At 53.2% G+C, this 12,906-nt stretch carries 8 protein-coding genes; 7 read left to right on the top strand and 1 reads right to left on the bottom strand.

The annotated features are described in order from the left end of the window. The first annotated feature begins 11 nt into the window (after positions 1 to 11). The 7 genes from purE (at position 12) to ACU52_RS01985 (ending at position 10,485) form a co-directional block, all read left to right on the top strand. Positions 12 to 518, top strand: coding sequence for a 5-(carboxyamino)imidazole ribonucleotide mutase (gene purE / locus ACU52_RS02015; protein ID WP_021854485.1), 507 nt, complete (start codon positions 12 to 14; stop codon positions 516 to 518). A gap of 175 nt (positions 519 to 693) precedes the next feature. Further along, positions 694 to 2,565, top strand: a complete 1,872-nt coding sequence (locus ACU52_RS02010) for a 4-hydroxy-3-methylbut-2-en-1-yl diphosphate synthase (RefSeq protein ID WP_053397557.1) — start codon at positions 694 to 696, stop codon at positions 2,563 to 2,565. 411 nt (positions 2,566 to 2,976) lie between these two features. Further along, entirely contained in the window at positions 2,977 to 4,572 is a 1,596-nt protein-coding gene (locus tag ACU52_RS02005) for a helix-turn-helix domain-containing protein (protein ID WP_162207740.1), read from the top strand. Between the two features lie 138 nt (positions 4,573 to 4,710). Continuing rightward, positions 4,711 to 7,203, top strand: coding sequence for a hypothetical protein (locus tag ACU52_RS15430; RefSeq protein ID WP_053397555.1), 2,493 nt, complete (start codon positions 4,711 to 4,713; stop codon positions 7,201 to 7,203). A 637-nt stretch (positions 7,204 to 7,840) separates the two neighbouring features. After that, positions 7,841 to 8,896 carry a pyridoxal phosphate-dependent aminotransferase gene (locus ACU52_RS01995; protein ID WP_053397554.1) on the top strand — a complete coding sequence of 352 codons (1,056 nt, stop codon included), beginning with the start codon at positions 7,841 to 7,843 and terminating at the stop codon, positions 8,894 to 8,896. Further along, on the top strand, positions 8,893 to 9,621 hold the full coding sequence (locus ACU52_RS01990) for a phosphocholine cytidylyltransferase family protein (protein ID WP_053397553.1): 729 nt from the start codon (positions 8,893 to 8,895) through the stop codon (positions 9,619 to 9,621). The genes ACU52_RS01995 and ACU52_RS01990 overlap by 4 nt, the downstream gene beginning before the upstream one ends. A gap of 51 nt (positions 9,622 to 9,672) precedes the next feature. Then, positions 9,673 to 10,485, top strand: a complete 813-nt coding sequence (locus ACU52_RS01985) for a LicD family protein (RefSeq protein ID WP_053397552.1) — start codon at positions 9,673 to 9,675, stop codon at positions 10,483 to 10,485. Between the two features lie 430 nt (positions 10,486 to 10,915). Here ACU52_RS01985 and ACU52_RS01980 read toward each other — a convergent pair whose 3' ends face one another. After that, positions 10,916 to 12,901, bottom strand: coding sequence for an OPT family oligopeptide transporter (locus ACU52_RS01980; RefSeq protein WP_053397551.1), 1,986 nt, complete (start codon positions 12,899 to 12,901; stop codon positions 10,916 to 10,918). Positions 12,902 to 12,906 lie beyond the last annotated feature (5 nt).

Raw genomic sequence — 12,906 nt, 5'->3', positions numbered from 1 at the left:
ACAAGCTTAATATGAAACCATTAGTAAGTATCATCATGGGCAGCACGAGCGACCTGCCCGTTATGGAGAAGGCATGTAAGTTTCTCGACGAGATGCACATCCCGTTTGAGGTTAACGCCCTGTCGGCCCACCGCACGCCCGACGCTGTTGAGGCTTTTGCCAAAGGAGCCAAGGAGCGCGGCATCAAGGTGATAATAGCCGGAGCCGGAATGGCTGCCGCCCTGCCGGGCGTGATAGCAGCGTCTACCACTCTGCCGGTTATCGGAGTGCCCATCAAGGGTATGCTCGACGGTCTCGACGCCATGCTTAGCATCATACAGATGCCGCCGGGAATACCTGTTGCTACGGTTGGCGTAAACGGCGCAATGAACGCTGCCATACTGGCCGTAGAGATGATTGCGCTGGCCGACGAAGAGGTTGCCGCACGCCTCGCTGACTATAAGGCAGGACTGGGAGCCAAAATCGAGAAGGCCAACAAAGACCTCGCCGAGGTGAAGTATGAGTATAAGACAAACTGATTTTGTTTTATGGAGTTAAGGAGTTAGGGGAGTTAAGGAGTTAAGACAATGGCCCTGTTGCGATGACCGGCATCCGGCCTGTATCTGTGAACGCAACGCAGGATTGCAGCAGCAAGACTATCGTCTTAACTCCTTAACTCCCCTAACTTCTTAACTCCTTTATAATTTATTAGTCATGGACATCTTTAATTACACCCGAAGGGATAGTTCGGTTGTCAATGTGGGCGCAACTCCGCTGGGAGGAGACAATCCGGTGAGGATACAGTCGATGACAACCACGTCGACCAACGACACCGAGGGAAGCGTGGAGCAGGCCATACGCATAATTGAAGCCGGAGGAGAGTATGTGAGACTCACCACACAGGGCGTGCGCGAGGCCGAAAACCTGAAGAACATCAACGCCGGACTGAGGAGCAGGGGATATAACACTCCGCTCGTGGCCGACGTCCACTTTAATCCTCACGTGGCCGATGTGGCCGCGCTGTATGCCGAGAAGGTGAGGATAAACCCGGGCAACTATGTCGACCCGGCGCGCACGTTCAAGAAACTTGAATATACCGACGAGGAATATGCCGCAGAGCTGCAGAAGATAGAGAAGCAGTTTGTGCCCTTCCTCAACATCTGCCGCGAGAATCACACGGCCATACGCATAGGCGTAAACCACGGCTCGCTCTCCGACCGCATAATGAGCCGCTACGGCGACACACCAGCCGGAATAGTGGAGAGCTGCATGGAGTTTCTGCGTATATGCAAGCGTGAAAACTTCACGGATGTGGTAATCTCGATAAAGGCCAGCAACACGGTTGTCATGGTGCAGTCGGTTCGCCTGCTCGTCGAGGCTATGGACAAGGAAGGCATGAAGTATCCCTTGCACCTCGGAGTAACCGAGGCCGGCGAGGGCGAAGACGGCCGCATAAAGAGTGCCGTGGGCATCGGAGCGCTGCTGTCTGACGGCATTGGCGACACCATACGCGTGTCGCTGAGCGAGGAACCGGAGGCAGAGATACCCGTGGCGCGCCATCTTGTAGACTATGTCGGCAAGAAACAGGGCCACATGCTCATACCGGGCAAGGCCTTTGAAGGCTTCTGCTGGACATCGCCCGAGCGCCGCAAGACACGCGCCGTGATGAACATCGGAGGCGATAACGTGCCCGTTGTGATATCATCGCGCCTCGGCAGCGACGCCGCTCCGGCCGATGCTGCTGGCAAGGACATGACGCCCGACTATATATACACAGGTCAGACTCTGCCCGCAGAGCGCGTCGCCGGACAGCGCTACATCGTAGACTTCGGCGTGTATGCTGACCTCGAAGACAAGACCGGCGTATATCCCATATTCCCATATAACGCCGTGCCGCTGATATCTTCAGTAGACGCGCCGCTGAAATTCCTTGTACTCCAGTTTGGCGTCGACACCGACGAATACACGGCCTGCCTCAAGTCGCACCCCGAAGTGGTGGTGATATGCGTCAGCAACCATCAGAACCGCCTCGGCGAGCAGCGCGCCCTGCTGCACGACATGATGTCGGCAGGACTGACCAATCCCGTTGTGTTCTGCCAGATGTACCGCCACTCGCAGGACGAGAAGGGCAACTTCCAGCTTGAGGCGGCAGCCGACATGGGCGCGCTGATGTTCGACGGACTGACCGACGGACTGTGGCTCATGAACGACGGCACGCTGGCCGCCGGTGACATTACCGCCACCGCCTTCGGCATACTCCAGGCGGCACGCCTGCGCACGTCGAAGACCGAATACATAAGCTGCCCCGGCTGCGGCCGCACCCTTTACGACCTGCGCTCTACGATAGCCCGCATAAAGGAGGCTACCAAAGACATGAAGGGCCTCAAGATAGGCATAATGGGCTGCATAGTGAACGGCCCGGGCGAGATGGCCGACGCCGACTACGGATATGTGGGCGCCGGACGCGGCAAGATATCGCTCTACCGCAGAAAGGAATGCGTGGAGAAGAACATACCCGAGGCCGAAGCCGTTGACAAGCTGCTGAAGCTCATCGAGAGCGACCGCGCAGCCAACGCAGCCGGCTGAAAGCCGCTATAATAGCTCACGTATTAAGTTGGTCCGAAGGCTTCAGGCGCATCATTCAGGTCAGGTTTAAGCCCCGTCATGAAGCCTGTCGGCAAAGCCTTCGTAACACACTGACATTCAACGTATTGCAAAAGGCCGTCTTTTACACGCTAAAAGACGGCCTTTTACGTGCCGAAAGCATACCTTTCGCAAAACGCCTCTGCAGCAACGGCCTTGCAGGCAGCCCTCGTAAGACCTTCAGGCCCCGATGCCGCGTTGCCTTGCTCAATATAGCATTAATCAATATAAATCTTGCCTATCTCGCTTTTTTGGCGTATTTTTGCCAAACGAAGACACTAAGGCCGCTTGCCGGTGCCTAAGATGCGCATGGCTTCCGGCTTTCGTCTGTCATACATACCAAGATATTCACCAATGGCAATAAATATTCTGAGCATACCGGTCAAGGCCTGTAGGCCTATCGTGCTGGCTCTGCTTTCGTTGGCGGCGGTTGTCGTTTTTGCACAGTCGGCCGGCAGTCTCGGCAGGCGGTTGGCAGGCGTTGCCGTGGATAAAATCAACAGCGAAGGCGACAGATGTCTCGAAGAGGGAAAGGTAGACAGCGCCATGGCCTACTATATGGTTGCCGCCGGACGTTATGACAGCGCTATGGACAAGGACGATAAGTTTTCGTGTGTCGACGCACTCAACAACATCGGTGCAATAAAGTTTTTCCTCCATCACGATTATATCCAGGCATTTTCCTATCTGACAAAAGGCTTGGAGATTTCAGAAGAAACAGGCTACGACAAGATAAAAGCAAAGATTTATGTCAATCTTGCCGGCGTGCACACCATCTTCGGCGACTCGGCAGTTGCTGCCCGGCTTATGAGCGAGGCGTTCAGGATAAGCAAGGAGCAGCATGACTGGTATATCTACACGGCCGCCTTCATCGATCTTGCCAACCATCTGGCCGTCAACGACAACCTGGCAGGCATGAAGGATGAGGCCGACGACTTCTCGTCGACATCCATACCCGACAGCATTAAGATGAAGAACTATGCGCTGTGGCTGTGCCGTGGCGTCAAGCTCTATCAGCAAGGGCGCTACGACGACTGCCTCAAGGCCCTTAAGTCGGCTGCCGGGCACGTGAAGCCCGACCTGCAGGAGAAAATATGTCTGCACATCGTCGATATGCTTGCGGCCAAGGCATATGCGGCCAAGGGCATGTATGGCATGGCTGTTAAGCGCCTCAAGTCAAACATGACAGCCGACATACCCATATATTCGCTCTACAATTCGTATAAGGCCCTGTCGGCGTTTTATGCCAAGATGGGGGCAGCCGACTCATCAGAGGCATATCGTGTAAAATATCTTTTGATAAACGATACGACCTTGTCGTACAGCGACTATATGCGCATACGCGACCACGAGTGCCGATTCCTTCCGGCAAGAGTTATGGGCGAACTTGATACCTCAGGCGTATCCGGCATTTCCGGCGGCCTGATAGCAGTTCTGCTGGCATTTGTATCAGCATCAGCTGCCGGCACGATGATATGGCTGAGGTCACGAAGCCGCCGCAAGGCTAAGGCCGGCGGCAGGCCGACAGCCGGCAGGGCAACATCTGTCCGGCATTCAGGCGGGGTGCAGCAGACCACCGGGCCTGACGAAAAGACACAGGAACTGGCACGCATGATAAGACAGTTTATGGAGACATCGGCCGAAATATATCAGCAGGATTTCTCGCTCGAGAAGATGGCAGCCATGCTCGGGATACACACCCGGACGGCTTCGCGTGTCATAAACGAAGTGTTCGGCATCAATTTCAGCACCCTTCTGTCGCAATACCGCATAGAGGAGGCGTGCCGGCGCCTGTCGTCTCCTGAATATGCCAACGTAACCATACAGGCCGTAGCCGTAGACATTGGCTTCAGAAGCCGTAGCAATTTCGCCATGGTTTTCAAGAAGTTCACAGGCGTTTCGCCCAACGAGTATCAGAAGGAAGCCTTCGGAAAAAAGGCTTCCGATTGACATAAAGACACCTGGAAACGTACAAATATGTTCTAATTTCCGAAATTAGTTCGCATTTTTATAACTTTATCTTGCTTCTGAGTTACACATTAATGATATTTGCATTTGTCAAGTTCTAACCTAAAAAACACACTTGTTATGAATAACTTTACAATGCACATCATTAAAGCCGCGGCCATGACGCTCGTCGCTGCGGTATGCATAACCGTTCAGGCCGCAGGCCCGAAACGCGTTGTTCAGGTTCAGAAAGCTAAAAAGCAGGTAGTGATAACTGATGTAAACTCTGATGTTACGCCGGCACCGCTGAAGATACGGCCTAACAATGCCAGTGCCGCTCAGCGCGATATCCTTATCGATGAAGACTTCTCGAAGGTTACCGGAGGCTCGATGGAAACTCCCGACACCACCAAGTTCTTGGCTTCATCATATTACGAGCCGGGCATATTCATCGACCCCTCAATGACTAAAGACGGCACATGGGCAGGAGAGTCGGTCTATGCTGCCGGCGGCGCATTGTATCTTAAGACTTACAACCCCATGATTTACGCGGCCCTGATGACTCCGCTTGGCGACTATTCGGGCGAGATAACACTGACTTTCAAGGTCAAGGCCATGCCGTGCTGGATTGTGTACAACGAAGATCCTGAGACAGGTGAGGAAATATGGGGCCTCTCCAGAGGGTCAACCATAGGCGTGCAGGTGTGCAGAGGCGGCTACACTTCGAGTCAGCTGGCCGATACCGACCTGGAAGACGGCAGCGGATATTATACCACGCGCCTCTACGAAAATCAGGGATGGACGGAGATAGAGCTCCACTTCAACAACTATTCGGGCGACAGCGACGGCTATATCTGCTTCTTCACCGAAGGCGCAGTGCTCATTGACGACGTTAAAGTGACGTCGGCGCCGACGTTCCTCGCCGCACCTAAGGTTATATGCGTAACCGACTTCCAGGCCGACAGGTTCACTATTGAGTGGCAACCTTTGCGCAAGGCGTTTGAATATTACGTCGACCTGTATAAGATGACTTATACTTCTGACACGGACGGAGCCTTCTCTGAAGATTTTGAAAACTACACCGCACCGCAGGAAGGATGGGGCGTTACATCTTCTGAAATATCACCCGACAAGGGCATGGATGGCTCGAAGGCCATGGTAATGTATGACCGCGACACGCTGACAACGCCCGAAAATGGTGCAACCTACAAGACGATGGACTTCTATATGAAGTTTGTTACACATTACGACGACCCATATATGTCGATGGCAACTGTCTATGTGGATGGTCTTACCGAAAGTGGCTGGAAGACTGTGGCCTATATCTATGCCTCATATTTTATTGACGGAGACATTGTCAGGCTGTCTGATGAGATTTACGGTTTTGCCAATACTTACAAGGCCATACGCATAAGGCCGGGCGATATGGAAGAGGGCGAATACATCTTGGTGGACAACATCGACATCGAAACCAACCGTCCGTTCAGGCTGGAGCGCGTGTTCGGAGAGAATTCGTCAGACTGGGGTGATGAAAGCAACGACACTTACTACGACTATACCGACGGCACGAGCTACACGTTCACCGGACTTGACCCTGAGACTGAATATTACTACTCTGTGCGCGGACATTATGTGTTCACCTTCTCAGACAAGTTGATCTATCACGCATTCGGCGTATGCTCGCCTGAAGTGCTGCCGGCAAGCAACATAGACTCGAACGGAAGCTTCACGGCAAACTGGAATCTTGCCCCGAAGGCCACCGGATATACGGTCGAGATGTTTGGTGTGACGAAAGTGGAGGAGGATGATGCCGACTTCATACTGCTTGAGGAGACATTCGATAAGATTAATGACGAAGTTACATCGGCCACCGACTGGCGCTCGCCTGAAATACTCGGCAATGATGACAGCAGCCGACTTGACCAGTACACCGCATTGCCGGGATGGACAGGTGTGGGCAACACCATCGCCCAAGGTATGCTCGGATGCGAAAGCTCTTCGTATATACTCACAGAAATAGTGACGCCCGAGATATATGTAGGCAACGATGATGAAATCAGAGTGTATGTCAAGGCATATGGCGGATTGGGCGACCAGCTTATATTAAGAGTGGACGGAAAGTCGTATTTCGTGCCGTTTGAACAGTCAGAAGAGGGCACCGGATATATCAACGGACTGTATTCACTGCCTGTAACGTCAGAGTTTGCGCAGATTGTGATGTTCACCTCTAACTATGGAGCATTCATGCTTGACGAGATTCGCTTCACCCAGGCTGTCAATGAGGGCGACGTCGTGATTACGCCTATAGCGGCTGTGGACACTGACTCTGAAACAACTTCCTATATGTTTACCGGCCTTGACGGCTACGGCTTTGATACTTACGGATATTATGTAACGTCGCACTTTGAACTTGAAGGCAAGAGCACGACATCGCAGCCGTCAGAGACTGTTGTTGTAAACTTGCAGACCGGCGACAGCCATGTCACCACTGGCATGGATAGTGCTAAGGCTGATGCAGGTGTCAGCGAAGTGGCGCGCTACTCGCTCGACGGCCGCAAGCTCTCGGCTCCTCAGAAGGGAATAAACATATTGAGGATGAGCGACGGCACGACACGCAAGGTTATCGTGAAGTAATGTGCCAACAGATGTGACATATAATTACCTGAATTGTGAGGCTCCGTCTCTTCTTCCGTCATTGGAAGTAAGAGGCGGAGTTTCTGCTTATAAATTCAGACAGCTTTGATTACCACAAAACGGGCGTCAGGATTATGCCAATAGAAAATAAAAAGACTGCTGAAGGCATGAATGCAAAAAGTAGATGAAGCGATATGCGGTATAATGACAGATTGGGGATTTACTTTGCCGTTATCGTTAATGGTGCAGGCTGCAACCCGTGTTGAGGAGCAAAATAAAGGCCGGTTAACGGCTGTCTGACCCTGTATATAATGTGCTGAATTGACATCTCGCGTCCGCCTTTGTAACACACTGACATTCAACGTATTGCAAAAGACCGTCTTTTACACGTTAAAAGACGGCCTTTTACGTGCCGAAAGCATACCTTTTGCAAGGCGAAAGGTATGCTTTCGCAAAACGCCTCTTCGCGTGTCGCTCTGCCGTGCCCGCAGATCTGCTGTTTATGCCGTTATAACCGATGATATGGTCTATAATTAAGACCGACCGCCATAAAACACTCCTGAAAGACAAATAATTAGCGCTAAAATTAGAATTTTATATAAAATATATTTACCTTTGCAATCAAATATAAATATATATGAAAACAGAATTAAATTATCTTGACAGGAACGAATTTAATTTCGAGCCTTCTCAAGAGGTAAAGGACGCAATTAAGAATTTTGATCTTAACAAGCTCTGTTTTTACACACGTATCTATGATCAGGGGAAGAAGAGCATATTCTCGGTATTCCTTTCAGAACAATACAGCATCGACGAGAAGCAGATTGTGCTGGGCTACGGCGCAGAGGACCTGCTGAAGATGGCCGTTCACTACTTCCTTACGGGCAGCGACGGCAACAAGACCATGCTGATACCCAAGTTTTCGTGGTGGTATTACAAGTCGATAGCCGACGAGGTTGACGGCCGCACGCTGCAATATCCTGTGTATGAGACCGAAGACTCGTTTGCATACGACTTCGACGGGCTGCGCCGCATGATAGCTGAGGAGAACCCGAAGATACTGCTCGTGGCGTCGCCCAACAATCCTACGGGCAACGGACTAACGCCCGATGAGCTCGAGCAGCTGGTGGGCATGGTGCCTGCCACTACCGTTGTGCTCGTCGACGAGGCCTATGCGTCGTATGTAACCGAAGACATATCTTACATAAGAAACCTCATAGCAAAATATCCCAACATAATATTCTGCCGCACGCTGTCTAAGTTCTACGGACTGCCGGGCCTGCGCCTTGGCTTCGGGTTCATAGGCAAGGGCGAGACGATGGAGCGCTTCAGCCGCTATGCCAACAAGTATCTGGGATACGACCGCCTGTCGGAGGAGATCGGCATTGCCGCCCTTAAGTCGGACGCTCACTACCGCGAGATAGCCCGCGTGATGGACGAGGCGCGCCGCATGTACACCGACGAGATAGGCTCGCTGCCCGGATTCAAGGTGTATAAGTCGATGGCAAACTTCATCCTCATTAAATATCCTATCGAACTGAAGGCCGCCCTGCAGCAGGAATTTGCCGGACAGAGCTATAAGGTGAAGTTTATGGACGAGCCTGACATCAACTCGCACATGCGAATAACCCTCGGACGCAGGGAGCAGAACCGCATGGTGGCCGACATAATACTAAAAGTTGCAAAGCGATGATAGCCGTAATATTAGCCGCCGGAATGGCGTCGCGGCTGCGTCCGCTCACAGACGACCGCCCGAAGTGCCTGCTGCGTGTGGGCAGCAAGTGCATACTGCAGCGCACGGTAGACAGTCTTGTGGCTGCCGGAATAAGGCAGATAGTGGTGGTTACGGGCTATCGCGGAGGCATGATACGCCTGTTTCTCGAGGGCAACTATCCCGATATCGACTTCCACTTCATTGAGAACGCCGACTTCAAGACCACCAACAACATATATTCTCTGTGGCTCACAAAGCCCTATGTTGCCGGACGCGAGTTTATGCTGCTCGACAGCGACATCCTCTTCGACGGCCGCATAGTGGAGCGTGTGCTTGCAGCGCCCGACACAACCCTTGCGCTCAACAGCCACAAGCTGGGCGAGGAGGAGATTAAGGTGATAACCGACGAAGACGGAAAGGTGAGCGAGATAAGCAAGACATGCAGCATAGACAAGGCCATAGGCGAGTCTATCGGCATAGAGAAGATATGCGCCGACTATTCAGAGGCACTGTTCAGCGAGCTCGACCGCATGATTGAGGGCGAGCATCTTGTGGACATATTCTACGAGAGAGCCTTCGAGCGACTCATCCCGCAGGGCCACAAGTTCAGCGTGGTGGACACCTCAGACCTCTTCTCGATAGAGCTCGACACCGTTGAAGACTTTAATCAGGCTTCACAACTGATACCCCGTGAGCTGTTCTGACACATGCCGTCAGAAGGCCGATAATCATCATACATAAAACAAAAAGCTGTTATGGCTGAATACAACATACGTGAGCTGCAGCTCAGAATACTCGAAACGCTAAAGGCTGTAGACAACGTCTGCCGCGAGCACAACCTGCGCTACTACATCTGGGCAGGCACAATGATAGGGGCGGTGAGGCACAAGGGCTTCATACCTTGGGACGACGATCTCGACATTGCCATGCCCCGCCCTGACTACGACCGCCTCATTGAGCATGCCGCAGAGTGGCTGCCTAAGCCCTATGAGATGGTCTGCGCCGAGAACGACGGCGTCTATCCGCTGCCGTTTGCCAAGATTCAGGATGCCGACACCACGCTCATAGAGCGCATGCACCTTAAGTATCTGGGCGGCATTTACCTCGACGTGTTCCCCATCGACGGAGTGCCCGAGGGCGCAGTGGCGCGCAAGCTCCACTTCGCACGCTACGAATATTACAAGCGAGTGCTATATCTGCTCTTCCGCGACCCCTACAAGCACGGCCACGGACCAAGCTCGTGGGTGCCCCTGCTGTGCCGCCGCATGTATACGCTTGCAGGAGTTCAGCAGCGCATCAGCCGTCTGCTCCACCGCTACAGCTACGACAAGTGCCGCCTTGTGGCCGACTACGACGACGGCTCAAAGGGCGCAATGGACAAGAAGATACTGGGAACGCCTGTGCCATACACCTTTGAAGACACCAAGGTGATGGGCGTTAGCGACTATGACACATATCTGTCTAACAAGTATGGCGACTACATGACCATACCAAAACACAGCGCCCAGCGCCAGCACAACTTCCATTATCTCGACCTGAATCATCCTTACAGAGAGTTCAAGCAATGACAAATACACAGCAGGACGGCAGCCGCAGTCCTGCTTTTTTATTGTTCCTGCCTGTCTTTTAAGTTCGTCTTATTCTGCCTTAATCCGTATTTAATTCTGCCTTAATCTGAATACCATTTTGTCTTAATACACCTTCCATCTTGTCTTAATCCGTCTTCCGTTCGGTATTCTCTGTCTTGCGCGTCATCGTTAGCCGTCCCTTTTATTTGCCGTTATCTTCACTTTATTTCCGTTCAGACAGCCTTACGGGTTGAGGCCGCGCTGTATGCGGTCTTATGCCTGTGGCAGTCTGCGCGCCGGATGACGCTGCGGCGGGCAACAAAAAATCCGGACTTATGCATCTTTACGATGTTGCATAAGTCCGGATTTATATGTCATGGCCCTGTTGCAGGCCTCATTTTGTTTCTTTAAATCGTGCTTCAGCCAGGCTTTAAGCCTTCTTGGTGCTCTTTATCAGATAAACGATGAGCAGGGCATAAGCCACGAGCGAGCATATCTCAGACAGCGGGTTGGCCAGCCATTCGGTGTTGAGCACGTCAACTTCGGCAAAGCGTAGCAGTGCGCTTACAACGCCCATGAGCGCTCCTCCGGCAATGAATCCGCTGGCAATGAGCGTTCCTTTCTCGCCGCGCTCCCTGTTTACTTCCTCGTTCTTAGAGCGTGTTGTAACATACCAGTTGATGGCTCCGCCGATGAGCAGCGGTATGTTGAGCTGTATTGGGATAAACATACCGAGGGCGAAGGCCAGTGCAGGCACCTTGAGCCATGTCAGCACGATGGCTATGACGGCTCCAATGGCATAGAGAACCCACGGTGCGTCGATGCCGTTCATGAGCGGATCGATGACAGCCGCCATGGCGTTGGCCTGAGGAGCGGCAAGCTGTCCGCTGGCAAATCCGTAGGTCTTGTCGAGCAGAATCATAACTCCGCCGACGGTTGCAGCTGAAACCAGAGTGCCGAGGAACTTCCATGTCTCCTGCTTGCGTGGTGTAGAGCCGAGCCAGTAGCCTATCTTAAGGTCGGTGATGAACGAGCCTGCAACCGACAGCGCCGTACATACCACGCCGCCCATGATGAGCGCAGCCACCATGCCGCCAGTGCCTTTAAGGCCTACTGCCACCATAACCACAGAGGCAAGGATGAGCGTCATGAGCGTCATGCCCGACACAGGGTTAGATCCTACGATGGCAATGGCGTTGGCAGCCACCGTGGTGAAGAGGAAGGCTATTACGGCAACGAGCAGTATGCCCACAACGGCGAAGAGCAGGTTGCCCTCCATTACGCCGGCCCAGAAGAAAATGAAGGTGATTATTATCGTGGCTATCGAGCCTATGGCGATAATCTTGAAGGGGATGTCGCGCTGTGTGCGGGGCAGCTTCTCGGCAGCAGTCTTGTTGCCCTTCATCTCCTTTGCGGCAAGGCCTACGGCCTGCTTGATGATGCCCCACGACTTGATGATGCCTATGATGCCGGCCATGGCTATGCCGCCGATGCCGATATACTTGCCGTAAGCGTTGAAGATGTCTTCAGGCGCCATGGCTCCTACGGCGGTGCTTATTGACGGATCCCACTGGTTGAGCACCGTGTCGGGGAACATCAGCGCCATGGCGGGCACGATGAGCCACCACACTGCCAGCGAGCCGAGGCAGATGATGAAGGCATACTTGAGGCCTACGATGTAGCCGAGACCAAGCAGGGCGGCTCCGGTGTTTACCTTAAACACGAGCTTGGCCTTGTCGGCGAGCATCTCGCCCCAGCCGAACACGCGTGTGGTGAAGTTCTCGTTCCACCATCCGAACGTTGCCACGATGAAGTCGTAGAGACCGCCCACCAGTCCGGCGAGCAGCAGCGGCTTGGCCTGCTTGCCGCCCTTGGCTCCGCTGACGAGCACCTGTGTGGTGGCCGTAGCCTCGGGGAAGGGATACTTGCCGTGCATGTCCTTAACAAAGTATTTGCGGAACGGTATGAGGAACAGTATGCCCAGGATGCCTCCCAGCAGCGAGCTGAGCAGGATGTTGATGAACGAGGCGCTCATCTCAGGATACTTGTCCTTGAGGATGTAGAGGGCGGGCAGGGTGAATATGGCACCTGCCACCACGGCTCCTGAGCACGCTCCGATGCTCTGTATGATGACGTTCTCGCCCAGGGGGTTGCGGCGCTTGGCTGCCGTAGACACGCCCACGGCAATGATGGCTATAGGTATGGCGGCCTCGAACACCTGGCCTACGCGCAGGCCAAGGTATGCGGCAGCGGCCGAGAAGAGTATGGCCATGAGCACACCCCATGTAACCGACCAGCCGTTGACTTCGGGATAAGCCTTGTCGGGGCTCATCACGGGCTGGTATTCTTCGCCCTCCTTCAACTCGGTGAAGGCGTTTTCGGGCAACTTGATGTTGTCTTTAATTTCGTTTTCCATTGTGC

Origin of the sequence: Xylanibacter rarus (assembly GCF_001275135.1) — a bacterium.
Lineage (GTDB): Bacteria > Bacteroidota > Bacteroidia > Bacteroidales > Bacteroidaceae > Prevotella > Prevotella rara.
The sequence above is the reverse complement of the archived record's forward strand: the minus strand, read 5'-3'. Positions and strand labels throughout refer to the sequence as shown.

Coding starts and splice junctions, on each gene's coding strand:
- ACU52_RS01980 (WP_053397551.1), bottom strand. CDS start 12,901: ATGGAAAACGAAATTAAAGACAACATCAAGTTGCCCGAAAACGCCTTC.
- ACU52_RS01990 (WP_053397553.1), top strand. CDS start 8,893: ATGATAGCCGTAATATTAGCCGCCGGAATGGCGTCGCGGCTGCGTCCG.
- ACU52_RS01985 (WP_053397552.1), top strand. CDS start 9,673: ATGGCTGAATACAACATACGTGAGCTGCAGCTCAGAATACTCGAAACG.
- ACU52_RS02005 (WP_162207740.1), top strand. CDS start 2,977: ATGGCAATAAATATTCTGAGCATACCGGTCAAGGCCTGTAGGCCTATC.
- ACU52_RS01995 (WP_053397554.1), top strand. CDS start 7,841: ATGAAAACAGAATTAAATTATCTTGACAGGAACGAATTTAATTTCGAG.
- ACU52_RS15430 (WP_053397555.1), top strand. CDS start 4,711: ATGAATAACTTTACAATGCACATCATTAAAGCCGCGGCCATGACGCTC.
- ACU52_RS02010 (WP_053397557.1), top strand. CDS start 694: ATGGACATCTTTAATTACACCCGAAGGGATAGTTCGGTTGTCAATGTG.
- purE (WP_021854485.1), top strand. CDS start 12: ATGAAACCATTAGTAAGTATCATCATGGGCAGCACGAGCGACCTGCCC.